Genomic DNA, 19,429 nt, shown 5'->3' on the forward strand with positions numbered 1-19,429 from the left:
CGTGAGCAATATGGAGGAGATCCAGGAAACGGGAAGGGGGGATGCGCGCATGGCGGCATGGGCAGATCTGCAGCCGGTGATGAGCGTGGCCGAGCTGGAGGCGTTCCTCGACAGGGAATTTCCCCAGATCCACGCCGGCGGGCGCGTCTACAGCATCGAGGCGGTGGGGCCGATGTCGGCGCGCCTGCGCTGCGCCTGCGACGAGCGCCACATCCGCCCGGGCGGCACGGTGTCAGGGCCGACCATCATGACCCTGGCCGACCTTGCGCTCTACGTCGCCATCCTCGGCGCCATCGGTCCCGTCGGCCTTGCCGTGACCACGAACCTCTCCTTCAACTTCCTGCGCAAGCCGGCGCCGCGCGATCTGCTGGCCGAGTGCCGCCTGCTCAAGCTCGGCAAGCGCCTGGCCGTGGGGGAGGTCACGATCTTCTCGGACGGTGAGGGGGAGCCCGTCGCCCACGCCACCGGAACCTATTCCATCCCGCCGCGGTGAAGAAAAGTGCGGTATCATGATACCGCTATTGATAAGTCATTGTTTTTTCTTGATTTGTTTGTGCCTTCTTCGCGCGGATGCGCTTGACGAAGGCGCGCGCCTCATGTAGAGCACGCCCACCTTGAGCGGCGCTGCCCTGTGCGGCGCCGTTGCAGTGTTCCCGCGGGGCCGCAAGGTCTCCGCTTCATCTCGGAAGAGACCCATGAAGACCTATTCGGCAAAGCCGGCCGACGTCGAGAAGAAGTGGGTGCTCATCGATGCGAAGGGCCTCGTCGTCGGCCGCCTCGCCTCGATCGTGGCCATGCGCCTGCGTGGCAAGCACAAGCCCACCTACACGCCTCACGTCGACTGCGGTGACAACGTCATCGTGATCAACGCGGACAAGGTGGTGTTCACCGGCCGCAAGCGTGAGCAGAAGGTGTACTACCACCACACCGGCTATCCGGGTGGCATCAAGGCGCGTACCGCCAAGTTCATCCTCGAGGGCCGCTTCCCCGAGCGCGTCGTCGAGAAGGCGGTGGAGCGCATGCTCCCGCGCGGCCCGCTCGGCCGCAAGCAGCTCGGCAACCTGCGCGTCTACCGCGGCTCGGAGCACCCGCACGAGGCCCAGCAGCCTGAGGTGCTGAATGTCGCCGCGCTCAATTCGAAGAACGTGAGGAGCGCCTGATCATGGCCGAGACCCTCCAGAGCCTTTCCGATCTCGGCCAGGCGGTCGCCCCGCAGGCCGCGCCCGAGGCGCCCGTGCACGTGCAGAAGCTCGACAGCCTCGGCCGCGCCTACGCAACCGGCAAGCGCAAGGACGCCATCGCCCGCGTGTGGATCAAGCCCGGCTCGGGCAAGATCGTCATCAACGGTCGCGACCTTGATGTGTACTTCGCCCGTCCGGTGCTGCGCATGATCCTGCAGCAGCCGCTGGTGCTGACGCAGCGCGTCGGCCAGTATGACGTCATGGTCAACGTCAGCGGCGGCGGCCTCTCGGGCCAGGCCGGCGCGGTGCGCCACGGCCTCGCCAAGGCGCTGACCTACTACGAGCCGGAGCTGCGCGGCATCCTGAAGAAGCAGGGCTTCCTCACCCGCGACAGCCGCGTTGTCGAGCGCAAGAAGTACGGCCGCGCCAAGGCCCGCCGTTCCTTCCAGTTCTCCAAGCGCTGATCACGCATCCCGCCTTTCAGGCAAAAGGGCGGCCTCCGGGCCGCCCTTTTGTTTTGGCGCCCGGCTGCGCGAATCCTATCGCCTCTTCGCCGGCGGCCCCATCCCCATGGCGTTGACCACCTCCTGCGGCACCCGGTAGTCGCGGTAGAGCTGGGCGCCACAGCGCAAGCCGCAGGCCTCGCGCTGGATCACGAGGTGCCACAGCGCCGTGCCGGCCTGCCGTACCAGCAGCTTGCGGTCTGCGCCGACGTTTTTTCCCGCATCGAAGGCCTCGATGGCGGCGAGGGCTGTCTCCAGTGCCCGTCCCAGCCGGCCGAGGGCCGAGGCGCTCTCCTGCAGCATCTCGTGCTGCAGGGCGTCATAGGCCATGCCGGCGGGGTCGTTGCGCGAGGAGAGGCGAGGGGGACGCAGGCTCATGGGAGCAGCGGGCCGGACAGCTTCATCGGCGGATCACTTTGCGGCGTCGCCTGCGGCGACCGGCCGCTTCTCCCGCGGCTCGACACGCACGGTCGGTCCGCCGGCCTCACGCCAGGCGGCGAAGCCACCGCCGACATGGGCGACGGGCTTCAGCCCCATCCGCGCAGCCGTCGCCGCGCCGAGGGCCGAGCGCCACCCGCCGGCGCAGAAGAAGACGAAGCGCTTGTCCTGCGAGAAGACGGACTTGTGATAGGGGCTTTCCGGGTCGATCCAGAACTCCAGCATGCCGCGCGGGCAATGGAAGGCGCCCGGAATGGTGCCCTCGCGCTCCAGCTCGCGCGGGTCGCGCAGATCGACGAAGACTACGTCGTCGCGACCGTGGAGGGCGATGGCAGCCGGCGCGTCGAGGGTTTCGATCGTGCGCTCGGCCTCGGCGAGCAGCTGCTTGTAACCCGTGGTGATGTTCTGCGGCATCGTCTCGTTCCTCCCTTGCCCGGGCCCGGCGCGGCCATGCTAGCGCGACAGCCTCTTCCTTGGGGAGAGTGCGCGGCACCGATTGTTCCCACACCAGCCCTCGGGCACGATGAGCATGGTTGGTCGTTATCATGTGGGGGCACGCGTGGAGGTTTTCAGTCTGGCGGATTATATCGCCCTCGGCTTCTTCCTGGCGGCCTGGATCGGCTACAAGATCCTCGTTGAGCACTCGCGCTGGGCCGACCAGAGTCTCAACGTGATGATGAACAACTATCGCCACGTCTGGATGGCGCGGATGCTCGAGCGCGAGTTGCGCATCATCGACACGACCATCATGGCGACGCTGCAGAACGGCACCGCCTTCTTCGCCTCCACCTCGCTCATCGTCATCGGCGGCGCGCTCGCCCTGCTGCGCTCGACGGACGAGGTGCTCAACCTTGTGGCCGACCTGCCGCTCGGCATCGAGACGACGCGTTTCGCCTGGGAGCTGAAGGTCATCGGCCTCGTCGCCATCTTCGGCTATGCCTTCTTCAAGTTTTCCTGGTCCTACCGCCTGTTCAACTACGCAGCCATCCTCATCGGCGCGACGCCCATGGTGGAGAAGGGCCACGCGCCGGATGCCCAGGCGCGGGCGGCCGCGGCGCGGGCAGGGCAGATGGCGGTGGTCGCCGGGCGGCACTTCAACCGCGGCCAGCGCGCCTTCTTCTTCGCGCTCGCCTATCTCGGCTGGTTCCTGAGCCCCTATCTCTTTTTCCTCACGACGGCCGCGGTGCTTTTCGTGATGGCGCGGCGCCAGTTCGCGTCCGAGGCGCGGGCGGCCCTCGATGTGCAGCATCGCGATTGACGCGCCCGGCAGGAAGGGGCAGGCAGGGACGCATGACAGCCGACGCGACCCGCGACGACCAGATCGCCGCCCTCATGCTCTCGCTCGCCGCCCGATGCGGGCCCGGAAAGACGCTGGACCCGACCGAGGTGGCTCGCGCCTACGCGGGTTCGCATCCGGATGCCTGGGGCCCGCTGATGCAGCCCATCCGGCGCATTGCCGTCGCGCTCGCGCACGAGGGGCGGCTCGTCATCTACCGCAAGGGCAAGCCGGTCGACCCCGACGACTTCCGCGGCATCTACCGGATCGGCCTGCCGCATGTGGAGTGAGGCTGCTCAGGCGCCCGGCAGCAGCCGCTGCGTGTAGCCCATCAGGCGGTAGGCGAGAAGGCCGATCCATTCCTTGGTGGAGAGGTCCGCAAGGCGCAGCCCCTCCGAGACGGCGAAGAAGGGGCGAAAGAAGTCGCTCGCCTTGCCATCGGCATGAAAGTCCACGGGGTAGGGCACGACGTTGAAGCCCACGGCTTCGAAACAGCCGACGGCCCGCGGCATATGATAGGCCGAGGTCACGAGCAGCCAGCGTTCGCCCGGCTGCGGCTCGACCAGGTCGCGGGTAAAGAGCGCGTTTTCCCGCGTGTTGCGGGAGCGGTCCTCGTAAAGGACGTTCTCCTCCCGCATGCCGACCGAGGTGAACAGCGCCCGCGCCACGTCAGCCTCGGTGTATCCCTCGTCCATGAGGCTGGCGGAGCCGCCGGTGAAGACGATGCGGGCCTCCGGCAGGCGGCGCGCGAGCTCCATCGCCGCCGTCATGCGCGCGGCCGCATCGGTGAACTTGACCTGGCCGTGCTTCATGCCCACGGCGCCGCCGAGCACGATGACACCGGCGATGGACCCGTCATCAAGACTCTGCACGGGCGCAAAGCGGTCCTCGAGCAGCCGCATCGAGAAGCGGGAGAGCGGCGTGGTGCCGACGATCAGGATCCCGAGGATGCCGACGGCGGCGATGGCGCGGCCGAGGCGGTGCCGGCCCGAGACCAGGAGCGCCAGCCCCGCGAGCGAGATCACCGCCAGCAGGTTGCTCGGTGTGGCAAAGAACCAGAAGATTTTCGAGAGATAGAAGAACATCGCCGCCCGTGTTCCTGCTCAACGCCCCGAGTTCAGCCGCCGCAACAGCCGCTCCACATGGATCGTGCGTTCGGCCACTTCCCTCAGCTCGCAGCCCGCCTCGAACATTGCCGCGCGCGGAGAGTCCGGAAATGCCTGCGAGATGAAGCGGCAGTTGAGCTGCGCATAGTGCTCCCACGCCTGCTGCACGGCGGTGAAACGGGCGCGCGCCGCTTCGTCGAGCTTCTCGTCGAGGGCAGCGATGGCCTCGGCCATGCGTTCGCGCCAGACGGCCACCTCGCGCCGCGAGCACGCGATCTCGGCCTCGCGGCGGTCGCCGCCGTCGAGCCGCGCACAGACGAGCGCGATGGAGCCGATGCACGCCGACGGCGCACGGTCGCTTTCGCCGAGGCATTTCGCCATCGCGTCCCGATCCGCGGCGGAGACAGTCTCGGCAGTTGCGGCCCATGTCGCCGGCGGGGTGGCCGTCAGCGCGGTGATGAGGGACATTAGCAGGCAGGCCAGCCGGAGCAGGGCAGGGCACGGCTTTGAGCGAAGGGGCAACGGCATCGGACGGTTCCAGCGCACACCGAAGGCACCGCAAGAGCGACCCTCTGGCCGGAAGCGGCACCCGGCAGCCCTGTTTACGAGGCTCGCGGTGCCAGTCGGGTCTTGTGTCGTCGCCAAGATCACGGCCCCTCCCAGCCGCCCCGACAGTGACCAGCGTGGCAAGGGAACGGCAAACGCGCGTTCCCTCTCACGCGGCCTTGTCCCAGGCGGGAGCCCAGGAGGGGTCGATCATCCGCCCGTCGGGGCGCGCGAGGGCATGGATGCGCGCCATCTCGTCCTCGTCGAGCGTGAAGTCGAAGATGGCGATGTTCTCGGCGATGCGCTCGCGGTTGGTTGACTTCGGAATGGCGACCACACCCGGCTGCTGCACGTGCCAGCGCAGCACCACCTGGGCGGGAGTCTTGCCGTGCCGCTCGGCAATTTCGAGCACCGTGCGCTCGCTGAGCAGCTGGCCGCGCCCAAGCGGGCAGTAGGAGGTGAAGGCGAGGCCGTGGCGGCGGCACGCCTCGAGCACCTTCGACTGGTCGAGATAGGGGTGATATTCGCACTGGTTGGCCACCAGCGGCTCGTCGGAGCGCGCCACCGCCTCGTCCAGCAGCGCGACGGGGAAGTTGGAGACACCGATGTGGCGTGTGAGGCCGTCGCGCTTCGCCCGGCCGAGGGCCTTGATGGTTTCCTTCAGCGGGATGTTGGCGTTCGGCCAGTGGATGAGCAGCAGGTCGACATTGTCGAGGCCGAGGCGACGCAGGCTCGCCTCGGCCGAGCGCAGCACGTTGCTCTCGGACAGATCCTCGTACCAGACCTTCGTCGTCACGAAGAGTTCGTCACGGCGGATGCCGGAGGCACGGATGCCCTGGCCCACCGCCTCCTCGTTGCCGTAGCGGGCGGCGGTGTCAATGTGACGATAGCCCGCCTCGATGGCCCACTGGACGGCGGCGATGCAGGAATCGTCCGTTGCTTCCCACGTGCCGAGCCCGAGAGCGGGTATGGCGGCACCGTTTGCTTCGACGAGCGGAGCGGTCATGCAGGTGTCCTCGTTCGTTCGGAAGTTGGTTGCGAGCCTGGCCGCAGGCGTGCGTCAGCTGGCGGCCCTGCTGTTGCGCAGCGCTTCGGCCTGGGCATAGAAGCGCTTCTCCCACTCCTTGTGGTTGTCGAGGCCCTCGCGGATGAAGGGCGTGAAGACGGCGATATTCAGCAGCAGCCAGTTGATGAGGTTGGCCGGGAAGCGCAGCGGCTTGACGAAATCCACGAAGAGCACGACGCGCGTCTTGTCCGTGTGGTTCCAGGCCTCGTGGTTGTAGGCGTCATCAAAGACGAGCGCCTTGCCCTCCTCCCAGTGGCAAATCTGCTTGTCGACGCGGATGCCGAGCTTGTCGCGCGGCTCCGGCACGATGAGGCCGAGATGCAGGCGCAGCACGCCGTTGTAAGGGCCGCGGTGCGGCGGCAGGTGCTTGCCTGGCTCGAAGATGGAGAACATTGCCGTCTTGAGGCCCGGGATCTTCTGCACGATGCGCCAGGTCTCCGGGCACTGCTTGATGTTCTGCTCGGAGGTAAGGCCATAGCCGGCGAGGAAGAAGGTCTTCCACCGCGTATCCTTGCTGATGGTCTGCACGTCGGTGGAGATCTCGTGGAAGGAGGGCAGCTCCTCCTGGCGCTGCAGCACCTTGTCCAGTTCGGCGCGAATGAGATGCCACTCGCGCTCGATCTCGGCCACCCAGGGGAAGGTGGCGTTGTCGTAAACCGGCGGATTCCCAACCTTGGAGTACTTGAGGTTCAGCTTCTCGGCCCAGGCGACAATGCCCATCAGCACGCGCGTGATGAGGCTCGGCCGCTCCATCGGGGCAATGCCCTCGGTGCTGAAGGTCTGCGTCGCGCCATCGGTCGTGGCCGTCGTGGTGTGGGCTTCGTGCTTCAAGGTTCTGCTCCCGCTCCTCGTGCCCCGCGCAATGGGTCTTGCGGTCTGGATCGCACGCAACCGTAGTCAGCTGCAGATAGCTAATGACAGCCGCCGCCGGCCGCAACGGCCCGTGTGCCATTCTACTGCCGACTGCATGCAATAGAAGTGGACCGGCAGCAGATTGGACGTGTTCGAAACGGCCGGGACGGTCCATGCCGCAGCATGCGACCGGAGCAGTTCGGGCGCCTGCGATGGCGATTTTATGACGGACAGCGAGCGGCGCGAGGCCTCGCGCCGCTCGCTGTCCGCGCGCGCCGCCAGCTAGCTCGTCTTCTCAAAGAGCTCGCGGCCGATGAGCATACGGCGGATCTCGCTGGTGCCGGCGCCGATCTCGTAGAGCTTGGCATCGCGCAGCAGGCGGCCCGTCGGATAGTCATTGATGTAGCCGTTGCCGCCGAGGAGCTGGATGGCATCGAGGGCGCACTGCGTCGCCTTCTCGGCGGCGTAGAGGATGGCGCCGGCCGCATCCTCGCGCGTCGTCTCGCCCCGGTCGCAGGCCTTCGCCACGGCATAGACATAGGCTTTGCAGGCGTTCATCGTCACGTACATGTCGGCGAGCTTGCCCTGCACAAGCTGGAAGGTGCCGATCGGCTGGCCGAACTGCTTGCGCTCGTGCACATAGGGAATCACCACATCGAGGCAGGCCTGCATAATGCCGAGCGGTCCGGCGGCCAGCACCACGCGCTCGTAGTCGAGGCCCGACATCAGCACATTGACGCCCTTGCCGACAGTGCCGAGGACGTTCTCCTCCGGCACCTCGCAGTCCTCGAAGACGAGCTCGCACGTGTCCGAGCCGCGCATGCCAAGCTTGTCGAGCTTCTGGGCGGTGGAAAAGCCCTTCATGCCCTTCTCGACGATGAAGGCGGTGATGCCGCGCGGGCCGGCATCGGGGTCGGTCTTGGCGTAGACCACCAGCGTCTCGGCCACGGGACCGTTGGTGATCCACATCTTGCTGCCGTTCAGCACGTAGCGGTCGCCGCGCTTCTGCGCCCGCGTCTTCATCGAGACGACGTCAGAGCCCGCTCCCGGCTCCGACATCGCCAGCGCGCCGACATGTTCGCCCGAGATGAGCTTGGGCAGGTAGCGGCGCTTCTGCTCCGCCGTACCGTTGCGACGGATCTGGTTGATGCACAGGTTGGAATGGGCGCCGTAGCTGAGACCGACCGAGGCGGAGGCGCGCGAGATTTCCTCCATCGCCACGCAATGCTCCAGATAGCCAAGGCCGGCGCCGCCAAACTCCTCCTCCACCGTGATGCCGTGCAGGCCCAGGGCGCCCATCTGCGGCCACAGGTCGCGCGGGAAGGTGTTGGTGCGGTCGATCTCGTCGGCGCGCGGGGCGATCTTGTCCTGCGCGAAGGCGCGTACCGTCTCGCGGATGGCATCGGCCGTCTCGCCGAGGTCGAAGTTGAAGTCCTGCGGACGGTTGCTGGGCATGGCGGGGTTCCTCCTCTTGTCTTGTGGTTCGTTATACGCGCTTGGGCGGAAGACTGTCAGCGCGCGCGGCCGTGCGCCGATGCCAAGCCGGCGCCTCGGCCACGCGCACACCCATTAGCCCGTCATTAAGCGCGGGTTGCTAGCGTCCCCGCCTGTTCCATTGTCCGATTGCCTTGGAGAGCCCTTGCAACCGTCGCCGCAGCATCTGGAAGAGGCACCCGCGGGTTGGCGCCGCGCGGTGAAAAAGCTCGCTTCGCGCCAGGTGCTGTCGGCGGCCACCACGCTCACCATCCGTGTCGCCTCCGCCGGCATCGGCTACGTCGTGCAATTCGCGCTGGCGCGCGTCCTTGGCGCGACCGAGTACGGCGTCTTCGCCCTGGCATGGCTGTGGGTGACGATCGGCGGTTTCGCCGGCTGCTTCGGCTTCAGCCAGACGGTGGTGCGCTTCCTGCCGCGCTACCTGCAGAAGGGCGACCTGGCCCTGCACGATGCCTTCCTCACAGTTGGCCGGCGCGTCGTCGCCCTCGTCTCGGGCGTTCTCGCGCTCGGGGGCGCCGCCGCCACGCTTCTGGCGGGAGGCTGGGCGGGCGCCATCGCACCTTTCCTCATCGCTGCCGCCTGCGTGCCCGTCTTCGCCTATGCCGACCTGCTCGAAGGCATGGCGCGCTCGCGCGGGTGGCTGAGCCTCGCCTTCATCCCGCCCTACATCCTGCGCCAACTGCTCGTCCTCGGTTTCGTCGCCGGCGCCTACAGCCTTGGCTGGCCGGGGACGGCCGTGACGGCCATGGTCGCGAGCTTTGCCGCTCTCGTCATTGCTGCAACGGTCCAGCACGTGCTCATCATGCGCCGGATGCCCGCGGCCGATACGCCCAAGAGGAGCCTGCGCCGCGTGCTGCCGCTGTGGCTGCGTTCGGGCGGGCTTCTGTTTCTCGCCGACGGGGCGCGGCTGCTGCGCACCTATGGCGACACGATCGTGCTCAGCGCCTTTCTGCCGCCGGCGGCGGTCGGCATCTACTTCGCCGCGACGCGCGTCGCCTCGGTGCTGGGCTTCGTCGAATATTCCGTCAGCGCCGCCATGGGCTACCGCTTCGCCGCCATGGCAGCGAGCGGCGACCGCCGGGCGCTTGCGCGCCGCGCCGCCCAGGCGGTGGTTGTCACGCTGGTGCCGGTGCTCGTCGGCGGCGTCGCGTTGTGGCTGCTCGGCGGCTTCGTGCTCGGCCTGTTCGGACAGGCCTTCATCGCGGGCACGACGGTGCTGCCGCTGCTCATCGCCGCCCAGGTGCTCCGTGCTGCCGTCGGGCCGGCAGACGACCTGCTCAACGTGCTGGGGCGCGAGCGCTGGACCTTCATGAGCCAGCTTGCGGGGCTCCTCGTCAATGTCGCGACGGGGCTCCTGCTTGTGCCGGTGCTCGGCATCGTCGGGGCGGGGCTCGCCTCGCTCGCGGCGATGGCGGCGACGACTGTCATCCTCGGCACGGGTGCATGGCTGCTCCTCGGCAGCCACCTGCGCAGCGGGGGCATGGGCGGCGGAAGGCCGCAACCGCAGGACGCAGCGTCGCCTTGATCGAACGATGCGGCCATTGAATGCTGCGCGCGAGAAAAATCGGAACGGGGACAATACGGGGTAAGCTTGAAGCGGGAGGGAGCCGCGGCTGTGAGGAGCGAAGTTCAGGAAAAGACACACTCTTCCGGTGCCGCGTATCGGAGCGAGATGACGACGGTGGCGGACCTGCTGCCCCAGCGTGAGGCCTGGGAGCGACTGGCCAGGTCTGCCGTCGAGCCCAACCCGTTCTTCGAGCCGGATGCGCTGTCCGCTGCTGCGCGGTTCATCGAGAAGGGCACCATCTGGGTCGTCGCCGTCTGGCGCGAGCAGGGCGGACCGCGCGAGCTCGCCGGCCTCTTTCCGCTGCAGTTCGGGGATCTGAGACACGGACTCCTCTGGCCGCTGCCGAGCCTCTACGTCAGCCGCATGTTCTCATCCACGTCCGCGCCCCTGATCTGCGCGAGCGATCCGGAGGGCGTGTGGGAGGCCTTCCTGCGCGACCTCGGCCGGCTGTGCCGGGGGGGCGCAGTCCTCAAGTGTCCGCGTATGCCGCGCGGGCGCGGCGCGTCGATCGCGCTCGAGAACGTCATGGCACGGCAGGGCATCAGACACACATGGCTTGGCGGATATGCGCGTCCGGCCGTCGAGAGCGACCTGTCGTATGACGCCTATGTGGCGCGCTATTCGTCCAAGCGCCGGCGCAACCTGCGCCGCGCCGAGCAGCTTCTGGCGACGCACGGCGACGTGACCTACCACACCGTCGAGGGGCCGGGGCCCGAGGCCGCGCGCGCCTATGCGGATTTCCTCGCCATCGAGGCCGCGGGCTGGAAGGGGGCGGCGGGCACGGCCCTCGCCAAGAGCGAGACCACCCGGAATTTCGGCGGGCATCTGTTCGGCCCCCAGCGCGTCGCCGACGGGGTGACCTTCGACATCCTGGCCGTGTCCGGCCGGGCCGTGGCGGTCAACGTCAACCTCGTGCGCGACGGCGTCGTCTTCGCCGCCAAGAGCGCCTATGACGAGCACTTCTCGCAGGCGAGCCCCGGCACGCTGCTCGATCTCTATCTCCTGCGTCGCACGCTCGACGGGAAGGTCTACAAGCGGCTCGATTCCTGCGCGCAGCCGAACCATCCGCTGGCGGCCTACTGGCTGGAGGAGCAGGAGGTCGGAGCCCTGTTCCTCGCCACGACGGCGAGCACGCCGCGCTGGTACTTCGAGGCAATGCTTCTCACCATCCGCCAGACGCGCCGCCTGCGCGAGCAGGCGAAGGAGCTGATCGCGCGCCTCAGGTAAGGCGAGAGCGGGCCGGCGGTGCTGGCCACCCGCTGCGACCGGGGCCGCTCAGAGCTGGCCCTTCTTGAACTTTTCCCACATGTCGGCCGTACCGAAAAAGGCGTTGCGGTCGACGTCGCCCTTGACGCCCGGCACGCGGCCCGTGGTGGTGAACTGCCAGAAGGTCCAGCGCCGGTTGTTGTAGCGCTCCTCCGGCTCGGCGGCGACGGAGCGCACCCAGAAGTGGTATCCGGGCAGCTCGTTCTCCAGCACCTCCTGATGGAAGGTGATGTCGGTATAGATGATCGGCCGCTTGCCCGTGTGCGCCTCGAGCTCGGCCAGCATCAGGCGGATCTTCTCGAGCGCTACCTCGCGCGGCACCTTCTGCGGGCAGGTCCTGGAATGGCCGTTCCATTCCACGTCGAGGACTGGCGGCAGCGCATCCGGGTCGTTGGGGATGTGCTGGCGGAACCACTCGGCCTGCTCGTGCGCGGGGCGGCACCAGTAGACGAAGTGATACGCACCGCGCGGGATGCCGGCAGCACGCGCGCCCTCCCAGTTCTTGTAGAAATTGGGGTCGATGTGGTCGCCGCCCTCGGTCGCCTTGATGAAGACGAACTGCGTGCCGGCGCGGCGCACGGCCGTCCAGTCGATGTCGCCCTGCCAGCGGGAGACGTCTATGCCGTGGATGGGATAGCGGTGCGCCTTGGCGACCCCCGGATGCGGCTTTCGATCGCCCTTCTCCGGATAGAACGAATCCATCGAGGAGCAGGCCACCAGGGCGAGGGCGGCGAGGGAGGTGACGACAAGGCGACGGAGCATCGGGCGGCGTGCGCTCTTTGAGAGAAACATGCCGCGACGATTCGTTTCAATGTGTTGACGAACCCTTTACGACAGCCCGAACCAGAGCGTCGCAATCCCGAGAAAGGCGAAGAAGCCGATCACGTCCGTGGTCGTCGTCACGAAGGGGCCGGAGGAGACGGCGGGATCGACCCCGAGCCTGTGCAGCGTCAGCGGGATGAGGATGCCGCCCAGCGCCGCCACCGACAGGACGGTGAGCATGGCGAGACCGATGACGAAGCCGAGGTCTCGGATGCCGAACCACAACACCGCCACCGAGCCGAGGATGATGGCGAAGCCGATGCCGTTGCAGACGCCGACGGCGACCTCGCGGCGGATGATGCGCCAGGTGTTCGAGCGGCGCAGCTCCTGCGTGGCAAGCGCGCGCACCGTCACCGTCATGGTCTGCGTGCCGGCATTGCCGCCGATCGAGGCAACGATGGGCATGAGCACGGCCAGCACCACCATCTGCTGGATAGAGCCCTCGAACAGGTGGATGACGTTGGCCGCCACGATGGCCGTGACGAGATTGGCGAAGAGCCAGGGAAAGCGGCTGCGCACCGTGTGCCAGACGGTGTCCGACAGCTCCTCGTCGCCCTTGACGCCGCCGAGGGCCTTGAGGTCCTCGTCGGCCTCCTCCTCGATGACGTCGACGATGTCGTCGATCATCATCACGCCCACGAGGCGCTTCGACTCGTCGACGACGGCGCACGAGACGAGGTTGTAGCGCTGGAAGAGCCGCGCCGCCTTCTCCTGGTCGTCCGTGGCCTGGATGAGGTGCTGGTCCTCGCTCATGATATCGCTGATCTTCGCCGGGCGCTTGGTGCGCAACAGGCGGTCGAGCGGCACCGTGCCGATCAGCTGGAAGGTCGGGTCAACGACGAAGATCTCGTAGAAGGTGTCGGGCAGATCCTCCGTCTCGCGCATGTAGTCGATGGTCTGCCCGACGGTCCAGAACGGCGGGACGGCGATGAACTCCGTCTGCATGCGCCGGCCGGCCGAATCCTCCGGATAGTCCAGCGAGCGCTGCAGGGCCACGCGCTCGGGCGGCGGCAGCTGCTCGAGCACCTCGGCCTTGTCGTCCTCGTCGAGGTCTTCGAGGATGTAGACAGCGTCGTCGACATCGAGCTCGCGCACGCCCTCGGCGATGTTGGCGTTCGGGATGCTCTCGAGCAGCTCCTTGCGGATCGTGTCGTCGACCTCGGTGAGCGCGGCGAAGTCGAAATCGCTGCCCAGCAGCGCGAGCAGGCGCGTGCGGTCGTCGTGGTCGAGCGCCTCGATGAGGGCGCCGAGGTCGGCCTCGTGCAGCGGGTCGACGAGGCGCCGCAGACCCTCGGCATCACCCTCGGCGATGGCCCTGGACGCACTCTCCAGAAAGGACGGGTTGACGTTGCCTTCTTCGTCCCGGAACGCGAGCGCCTCGGGCGCCGTCTCATGCTCGACGTTCACCATGCTCATCCGCCCGCTGATGTGTGTGGAGTTCGACGCCCTTCTAGGGGGGCTGTTTGAGGAAGACAACCGCCCACGGCCGGCTTTGTTGCACGCGGACGGCCTTCGCGCCCGACCCGCGGGCGAATCGCCTCACATGCCGGGCTGCGGCCCGCGCGGGGCGGTGCCTCCGATGACGAGCACCCAGTAGTTGCGTCCGCCCGCCCGGGCGTGGGCGAAGCCGATGTGGGAGGCGGGGGACTGGAGCATGTTGCGGCGGTGCTCCGGCGAGCGACGCCAGTCCTCCACCACCTCCTCCAGCGAGCGCTGCCCCATGGCGATGTTTTCCGCCCCGTGCGTGAAGCGCCGCCCGGTGGCGTTCATGCGGTTCCAGAACGAGCCGGCGGCGTCGTGCGAGAGCAGGTTCTTCTCCGCCATGGCGCGGGCCTGTTGCCGCGCTGCCGCATTGAGCGCCTCGTCCGGCGTCACCGGACCGAGCCCGTTCGCCGCACGGAAGCGCGAGACGGCAGCGGCCGCGGCCGGCGCGGCCTGCGACGATACGGAATCGACGGTCTGGCGTTTGGAGCCCGCCGTGGTGCAGGCCGCGAGCGCCAGGGCGAGCGAAACGACGAGAACGGGAGCCTTCATGAGCGTCATTGACAGCTGAGGGAACAACGCTTCTCGATGGCGCACCCGGCAGAAGTAAGGCCGGGCGAAAACAAAGCGGCGATCCCTCGCGGGACCGCCGTCTGGAGCCGTCGGCTCGAATTCATGGTGCGGTCGAGAGGACTCGAACCTCCACTCCTCTCGGAACTACCACCTCAAGGTAGCGCGTCTACCAGTTCCGCCACGACCGCAACCGCTTCGTTGGAAACGTCCGTTTCCGGAAGCGGGCTGGGATGTAACAGATCGGAGTCGGCTCCACAAGAGCCCCCTTGCGGCCTGTGCAAAACCCCCACGCCGCGGGCATGAAAAAAGACCCTGCGCCGGCGTTTTCCGGGGGCTGCCACGGCTTGCGCCGCCGCTGCGGGGGCTGCGCTGCGACTTTCGAACTTGTCGAATGCGGGAAGGCGCCCCACTTTCTGCGGCGGGCCGCGCGGGATGCGTCGGCGTGTCACGGGACAGGATGGCGGTGCGGTGCTGAGGGCGAGAGACGAGTTGAGTGGCGTGATGCTGCCGCAGGCGGGCGCGCCGCCCGTCGAGTGGCGCATCAGCGAGGGCTATGTGGGCTACGAGGAGGCGGTGGCCGCCATGGAGGCCCGCGTCGCGGCGATTGCGGCGGGCGAGGCGGCCGAATGCGTCTGGCTGCTGGAGCATCCGCCGCTCTACACGGCCGGCACCTCGGCCAACGATGCCGATCTCGTCGATCCGGGCCGCTTTCCCGTCTTCCGCTCCGGTCGCGGCGGCCAGTTCACCTATCACGGGCCGGGCCAGCGGGTGGCCTATGTCATGCTGGACCTGTCGCGGCGCACGCAGGACCTGAGGGCCTTCGTCGCTGCGCTCGAGGCCTGGCTCATCGCCACGCTCGACAGCTTCAACGTGCGCGGCGAGCGGCGGGAGGACCGCGTCGGCGTCTGGGTGCGCCGGCCCGAGAAGGGGCCGGCAGCGGAGGACAAGATCGCCGCCATCGGCATCCGCGTGCGCCGGTGGGTCACTTTCCACGGCATCAGCCTCAACGTGGAGCCGGACCTTTCGCACTTCTCCGGTATCGTGCCCTGCGGCGTGCGCGAGCACGGCGTCACCAGCCTCGTTGACCTTGGCATTCCAGTTACCATGCCGGAGATCGATGCCACGCTGAGGGCGCGCTTCGAGGACATCTTCGGCCCCACCGTTTCTGTGCCGGCCTGAGCGCGCCGCCGGGGCAGCGACGGCCCTCTCCAAACGCGCCTTGGCATCGGCGCACGTTGCCGGACGGCGGGCAGGGCGCCATAGTCCGGCCGACGACCCGCCGTGCGGGGCAAGCCTTGGGGAGGGACGCGTGCCGGCCATCGAGAGCGCGATCGATTCGTCATCCGCCGATTTCCGCGCCAACGCCGCCGCCTGGGCCGAGCTCAGGGCGGAACTCGAGGCGCGGCGGGCCGAGGTGGCGCAAGGCGGCCCGCCCCGCGCGCGGGAGAGACACCTGGCCCGCGGCAAGCTGCTGCCGCGCGAACGCGTCATGCGCCTCATCGATCCGGGCTCGCCGTTTCTCGAGATCGCGCCGCTCGCGGCCTTCGGCATGTACGGCGAAGCGATCCACGGTGCCGGGCTGATCGCCGGCATCGGCCGCGTCGAGGGCCGCGAGGTCATGATCGTGTGCAACGATTCGACCATCAAGGGCGGCACCTACTACCCGATGACGGTGAAGAAGCACCTGCGCGCGCAGGAGATCGCGCGCGATAACAGGCTGCCGTGCATCTACCTCGTCGATTCGGGCGGGGCCAACCTGCCGCACCAGACCGAGGTCTTCCCCGACAGGGATCACTTCGGCCGCATCTTCTATAACCAGGCGACCCTGTCCTCCCTCGGCATTCCGCAGATCGCCGTGGTCATGGGATCATGCACGGCCGGCGGCGCCTATGTGCCGGCCATGTCGGACGAGACCATCATCGTGCGCCGGCAGGGCACCATCTTCCTCGGCGGTCCGCCGTTGGTGAAGGCGGCCACGGGCGAGGTCGTCTCGGCGGAGGATCTCGGCGGCGCGGACGTGCATGCCCGCCAGTCGGGCGTCGCCGACCATTACGCGGTGGACGACGTGCATGCCCTCGCGCTCGCCCGGCGGATCGTCGCCAACCTCAACACCGTCAAGAAAAGCGACATCGCCCTGACCACGCCGGTCGAGCCCCTCTACGACCCGGCCGAGCTGGAGGGCCTCGTGCCCACCGACCTCAAGAAGCAGTACGACATCCGCGAGGTGATCGCCCGGCTCGTCGACGGGTCTGAGTTTGACGAGTTCAAGCGCCTCTACGGTACCACGCTCGTCACCGGCTTCGCCCGCATCTGGGGCATCCCCGTCGGCATCATCGCCAACAATGGCATCCTTTTTTCCGAATCGGCGCTCAAGGGCGCGCATTTCATCGAGCTGTGCTGCCAGCGGCGCATCCCGCTCCTCTTCCTGCAGAACATCTCGGGTTTCATGGTGGGCCGGCAGTACGAGGCCGGCGGCATCGCCAAGGACGGGGCGAAGCTCGTCACTGCCGTCGCCTGCGCCCGTGTGCCGAAGATCACGGTGCTTGTCGGCGGCTCCTTCGGTGCCGGCAACTACGGCATGTGCGGGCGGGCCTATTCGCCGCGCTTCCTCTTCACCTGGCCGAACAGCCGCATCTCGGTGATGGGCGGCGAGCAGGCGGCGAGCGTGCTCGCCACCATCAGGCGCGACAACCTCGAGGCCGAGGGCAAGGCCTGGAGCGCGCAGGAGGAGGAGGCCTTCAAGGCCCCCATCCGCGCGCGCTACGAGGAGGAGGGCAACCCCTATTACGCCACCGCCCGCCTGTGGGACGACGGCATCATCCTGCCCTCCGAGACGCGCCGCGTGCTCGGCCTTGCCTTCTCCGTCTGCCTCAACGCGCCGATCGAGGAGACGAGATTCGGCGTCTTCAGGATGTGACGGACCGGCGCGAGGCCGCCTCCCGCGACATCGGGCCTTCGCAGGCCGCCGGCCGCGCATTCCCTGTCCACATCCCCGGCATTCCGCCCGTCGGCCTCCACATTGCCGCCGAGAGCCGCTACTGTCCGGCTATTAAACCGTTTCAGAGCCGACAAGCGCCGCACGAGCGGCCGGGGACAGGGAGACGTCGCATGGCATCGAAGGGCAAGGTGGCAATCATCACGGGCGCGGGATCCGGCGTCGGACGGGCGGTGGCGATCGCCTTCCTCAAGGACGGCTACAACGTCGTCCTCGCAGGCCGTCGCAAGGACGCGCTGGAGGAGACGATTCGCCTCGCCGGCGCCGGGGCCGACCAGGCGCTCGCCGTGCCGACGGACGTCACCGACCCGCAGTCGGTCAAGGCCCTGTTCGCCGCCTGCGAGGAGCGCTTCGGGCGGCTCGACGTGCTCTTCAACAATGCCGGCGTCTCGGCGCCGGGCGTGCCGCTCGAGGAGCTCACCTACGAGCAGTGGCAGAAGGTGGTCGACACCAATCTCACGGGGCCGTTCCTGTGCACGCAGGAAGCCTTCAGGATCATGAAGGACCAGAACCCGCGCGGCGGCCGCATCATCAACAACGGTTCCGTCTCGGCCTATGCGCCGCGGCCAAACTCGGCACCCTATACGGCCACCAAGCACGCGATCTCGGGTCTCACGCGCTCCACCTCGCTCGACGGGCGCAAGTACGACATCGCCTGCGGGCAGATCGACATCGGCAATGCGGCGACCGACATGGCCGCCAAGATGGCCGAGGGCGTGCCGCAGGCGGACGGCTCCATCAGGAAGGAGCCGCTGATGGACGTGACCCATGTGGCGAACGCCGTGCTGCACATGGCGAGCCTGCCGCTCGACGCCAATGTGCTCTTCATGACCGTGATGGCGACGAAGATGCCCTTCGTCGGCCGCGGGTGAGGGCAATGGTGGCGTGCCCGCCGGGGGCTTCCCGTGGCGGGCGGGGCAGGGTAAGCCGTTGCATCCCTTCTCTGAGCTTCAGGAGTGAACATGTCTTCGATCGAACGCATCGGCGTCGGCCCGCGCATGAGCGAGGCGGTGGTCTTCGGCAATCTCGTCTTCCTCTCCGGTGAGGTCGCCGAGGACACGACGCAGGACGCGGCTGGCCAGACCCGCCAGATCCTCGCCCAGATCGACGAGACGCTGAAGAAGGCCGGCACCGACAAGACCAAGATCCTCAAGGCCAACATCTGGCTGGCGGACATGGCCGACTTCGCCAAGATGAACGAGGTGTGGGACGCGTGGGTGCCGCAGGGCCACACGCCGGCCCGCGCCACCGTCGAGGCCAAGCTCGCTGCTCCGGAATACAAGGTCGAGATCATGGTCGTCGCGGCGCGCTGACGCCAGCGGCCATCCGACCGGGAAGGGCGCGGCACACCGGTGCCGCGCCCTTTTCCTTGCCGTGCGCAGCGTTGCGGCGGCATCTGCCGGAAAAGGACAGGTTTTCGTCGCCTGTCGGAACCATCCGCTCCTTTCGCGTGTTGGTCTGACGAACGTGGATGGCGAGGCGTGAACTGCATCCACGGTTCGATCGAAAAGCACGCGAACCAGGCCGACCTGAGCGCGCGCCCGAAGGGGGCGTGACGCAAGGGGACCGCGCGTCCCGCGAAGGTCAGCAGAAGAGAGGATTCCGTCATGCGAACCAAGTTTGGTGTCACCGTTGCAACTGCTGCGCTGCTGTTGGCCGTGCCGGCCATGGCGCAGACCACTGCTCCGTCGACCCCCGAGCAGACCCCGCCGGCTGTACAGCCGCAGGCGCCCGGCGCCGCGCCCGCCGTGCCGAGCACGCCCGGCGCCACCGAGATGAAGGCTCCCGACAGCTCGGCCGCGGCCCCGGCCATGGGCGCGCCGGCCGGTTTCGTGACCGCCCAAGGCGAATCACAGTGGATGGTCTCGAACCTGATGGGCAAGACGGTGGTCGGCATGGACGACAAGACCATCGGCGAGATCAGCGACGTTGTGCTCGGCCAGGAAGGCCAGGCCGATGCGGCCGTGATCGGCGTCGGTGGCTTCCTCGGCATCGGCCAGAAGGATGTCGCCATCCCGTTCTCCGAGCTGCAGGTGTCGAAGAACGCCGAAGGCGAGATCGAGAAGATCACGCTGTCGGCCACCCGCGAGCAGCTTGAGCAGGCCCCGGCCTTCAAGACGCTCGCCGACATCCGCTCCGAACAGGACAAGATGAGTACGGGTTCGACGCGGCCGGCGGATCAGACCGCGCCGCCGGCTCCGGCCACGCCGCCGGCTGCCGCGCCGAACCAGTGACGGTAGCAAAGGTGGGCGCGTGACGTGT

General features: G+C 68.0%; 22 protein-coding genes and 1 tRNA gene. 12 read left to right on the forward strand and 11 right to left on the reverse strand.

Translation table 11 applies throughout. From position 1 onward, the window contains the following. The first annotated feature begins 49 nt into the window (after nucleotides 1–49). The 3 genes from HNQ73_RS14670 (at nucleotide 50) to rpsI (ending at nucleotide 1,645) form a co-directional block, all read left to right on the forward strand. On the forward strand, nucleotides 50–493 hold the full coding sequence (locus tag HNQ73_RS14670; protein WP_183335638.1) for a PaaI family thioesterase: 444 nt from the start codon (nucleotides 50–52) through the stop codon (nucleotides 491–493). 202 nt (nucleotides 494–695) lie between these two features. Next, nucleotides 696–1,160: a 50S ribosomal protein L13 gene (gene rplM, locus HNQ73_RS14675; RefSeq protein ID WP_183335639.1), complete on the forward strand. Its 465-nt coding sequence runs from the start codon at nucleotides 696–698 to the stop codon at nucleotides 1,158–1,160. Between the two features lie 2 nt (nucleotides 1,161–1,162). Then, nucleotides 1,163–1,645 (forward strand): 30S ribosomal protein S9, encoded by a 483-nt coding sequence (gene rpsI / locus HNQ73_RS14680; protein WP_183335640.1) that lies wholly within the window; start codon nucleotides 1,163–1,165, stop codon nucleotides 1,643–1,645. 75 nt (nucleotides 1,646–1,720) lie between these two features. On the opposite strand, the gene HNQ73_RS14685 is transcribed toward rpsI, so the two are convergent. Together HNQ73_RS14685 and HNQ73_RS14690 are read right to left on the reverse strand one after the other, a co-directional pair. Next, nucleotides 1,721–2,062: a DUF6665 family protein gene (locus HNQ73_RS14685; RefSeq protein ID WP_244650231.1), complete on the reverse strand. Its 342-nt coding sequence runs from the start codon at nucleotides 2,060–2,062 to the stop codon at nucleotides 1,721–1,723. A gap of 33 nt (nucleotides 2,063–2,095) precedes the next feature. Further along, nucleotides 2,096–2,536, reverse strand: a complete 441-nt coding sequence (locus tag HNQ73_RS14690; RefSeq protein ID WP_183335641.1) for a rhodanese-like domain-containing protein — start codon at nucleotides 2,534–2,536, stop codon at nucleotides 2,096–2,098. Between the two features lie 145 nt (nucleotides 2,537–2,681). Here HNQ73_RS14690 and HNQ73_RS14695 point away from each other — a divergent pair, with 145 nt between their 5' ends. Continuing rightward, nucleotides 2,682–3,380 carry a DUF599 domain-containing protein gene (locus HNQ73_RS14695; protein ID WP_183335642.1) on the forward strand — a complete coding sequence of 233 codons (699 nt, stop codon included), beginning with the start codon at nucleotides 2,682–2,684 and terminating at the stop codon, nucleotides 3,378–3,380. A 32-nt stretch (nucleotides 3,381–3,412) separates the two neighbouring features. Continuing rightward, on the forward strand, nucleotides 3,413–3,688 hold the full coding sequence (locus HNQ73_RS14700) for a DUF3253 domain-containing protein (RefSeq protein WP_183335643.1): 276 nt from the start codon (nucleotides 3,413–3,415) through the stop codon (nucleotides 3,686–3,688). A 6-nt stretch (nucleotides 3,689–3,694) separates the two neighbouring features. Here HNQ73_RS14700 and HNQ73_RS14705 read toward each other — a convergent pair whose 3' ends face one another. The 5 genes from HNQ73_RS14705 to HNQ73_RS14725 form a co-directional block, all read right to left on the reverse strand. Next, on the reverse strand, nucleotides 3,695–4,483 hold the full coding sequence (locus tag HNQ73_RS14705) for a YdcF family protein (RefSeq protein WP_183335644.1): 789 nt from the start codon (nucleotides 4,481–4,483) through the stop codon (nucleotides 3,695–3,697). A gap of 18 nt (nucleotides 4,484–4,501) precedes the next feature. After that, entirely contained in the window at nucleotides 4,502–4,972 is a 471-nt protein-coding gene (locus HNQ73_RS14710; RefSeq protein ID WP_183335645.1) for a lysozyme inhibitor LprI family protein, read from the reverse strand. 247 nt (nucleotides 4,973–5,219) lie between these two features. Next, complete coding sequence (locus HNQ73_RS14715) at nucleotides 5,220–6,056, reverse strand: aldo/keto reductase (RefSeq protein ID WP_183335646.1); 837 nt, start codon at nucleotides 6,054–6,056, stop codon at nucleotides 5,220–5,222. Between the two features lie 54 nt (nucleotides 6,057–6,110). Continuing rightward, the gene (gene olsC, locus HNQ73_RS14720; protein ID WP_183335647.1) at nucleotides 6,111–6,947 is read right to left on the reverse strand and encodes an ornithine lipid ester-linked acyl 2-hydroxylase OlsC; all 837 of its coding nucleotides are present in this window, start codon (nucleotides 6,945–6,947) and stop codon (nucleotides 6,111–6,113) included. A 303-nt stretch (nucleotides 6,948–7,250) separates the two neighbouring features. Next, a complete protein-coding gene (locus HNQ73_RS14725) occupies nucleotides 7,251–8,423 on the reverse strand; it encodes an isovaleryl-CoA dehydrogenase (protein WP_183335648.1) in 1,173 nt (390 codons plus the stop codon). A gap of 238 nt (nucleotides 8,424–8,661) precedes the next feature. Between HNQ73_RS14725 and HNQ73_RS14730 the strand changes: the two genes are divergently transcribed. After that, a complete protein-coding gene (locus HNQ73_RS14730) occupies nucleotides 8,662–9,987 on the forward strand; it encodes an oligosaccharide flippase family protein (protein ID WP_183335649.1) in 1,326 nt (441 codons plus the stop codon). 147 nt (nucleotides 9,988–10,134) lie between these two features. Next, a complete protein-coding gene (locus HNQ73_RS14735; RefSeq protein WP_183335650.1) occupies nucleotides 10,135–11,256 on the forward strand; it encodes a GNAT family N-acetyltransferase in 1,122 nt (373 codons plus the stop codon). Nucleotides 11,257–11,304: 48 nt separating this feature from the next. Here HNQ73_RS14735 and HNQ73_RS14740 read toward each other — a convergent pair whose 3' ends face one another. The 4 genes from HNQ73_RS14740 to HNQ73_RS14755 form a co-directional block, all read right to left on the reverse strand. After that, entirely contained in the window at nucleotides 11,305–12,057 is a 753-nt protein-coding gene (locus tag HNQ73_RS14740) for a glycoside hydrolase family 25 protein (protein ID WP_244650233.1), read from the reverse strand. Between the two features lie 66 nt (nucleotides 12,058–12,123). Next, on the reverse strand, nucleotides 12,124–13,527 hold the full coding sequence (gene mgtE / locus HNQ73_RS14745) for a magnesium transporter (RefSeq protein WP_183335935.1): 1,404 nt from the start codon (nucleotides 13,525–13,527) through the stop codon (nucleotides 12,124–12,126). Between the two features lie 129 nt (nucleotides 13,528–13,656). Further along, nucleotides 13,657–14,151, reverse strand: a complete 495-nt coding sequence (locus tag HNQ73_RS14750; protein WP_183335652.1) for a CAP domain-containing protein — start codon at nucleotides 14,149–14,151, stop codon at nucleotides 13,657–13,659. A gap of 124 nt (nucleotides 14,152–14,275) precedes the next feature. Continuing rightward, a tRNA-Leu gene (locus tag HNQ73_RS14755) sits at nucleotides 14,276–14,360 on the reverse strand. A 313-nt stretch (nucleotides 14,361–14,673) separates the two neighbouring features. On the opposite strand from HNQ73_RS14755, the gene lipB reads away from it, so the two are divergent. From lipB to HNQ73_RS14780, 5 genes are all read left to right on the forward strand, one after another. After that, nucleotides 14,674–15,351, forward strand: a complete 678-nt coding sequence (gene lipB / locus HNQ73_RS14760) for a lipoyl(octanoyl) transferase LipB (RefSeq protein WP_183335937.1) — start codon at nucleotides 14,674–14,676, stop codon at nucleotides 15,349–15,351. 130 nt (nucleotides 15,352–15,481) lie between these two features. Beyond that, nucleotides 15,482–17,089 carry a carboxyl transferase domain-containing protein gene (locus tag HNQ73_RS14765; RefSeq protein WP_183335653.1) on the forward strand — a complete coding sequence of 536 codons (1,608 nt, stop codon included), beginning with the start codon at nucleotides 15,482–15,484 and terminating at the stop codon, nucleotides 17,087–17,089. Between the two features lie 191 nt (nucleotides 17,090–17,280). Then, nucleotides 17,281–18,039 (forward strand): SDR family oxidoreductase, encoded by a 759-nt coding sequence (locus tag HNQ73_RS14770; RefSeq protein WP_183335654.1) that lies wholly within the window; start codon nucleotides 17,281–17,283, stop codon nucleotides 18,037–18,039. A 90-nt stretch (nucleotides 18,040–18,129) separates the two neighbouring features. Next, nucleotides 18,130–18,480 (forward strand): RidA family protein, encoded by a 351-nt coding sequence (locus HNQ73_RS14775; protein ID WP_183335655.1) that lies wholly within the window; start codon nucleotides 18,130–18,132, stop codon nucleotides 18,478–18,480. Between the two features lie 294 nt (nucleotides 18,481–18,774). Then, nucleotides 18,775–19,401: a PRC-barrel domain-containing protein gene (locus HNQ73_RS14780; protein WP_183335656.1), complete on the forward strand. Its 627-nt coding sequence runs from the start codon at nucleotides 18,775–18,777 to the stop codon at nucleotides 19,399–19,401. Nucleotides 19,402–19,429 lie beyond the last annotated feature (28 nt).

The sequence above is a fragment of the Chelatococcus composti genome (genome assembly GCF_014201415.1).
GTDB lineage: Bacteria > Pseudomonadota > Alphaproteobacteria > Rhizobiales > Beijerinckiaceae > Chelatococcus_A > Chelatococcus_A composti.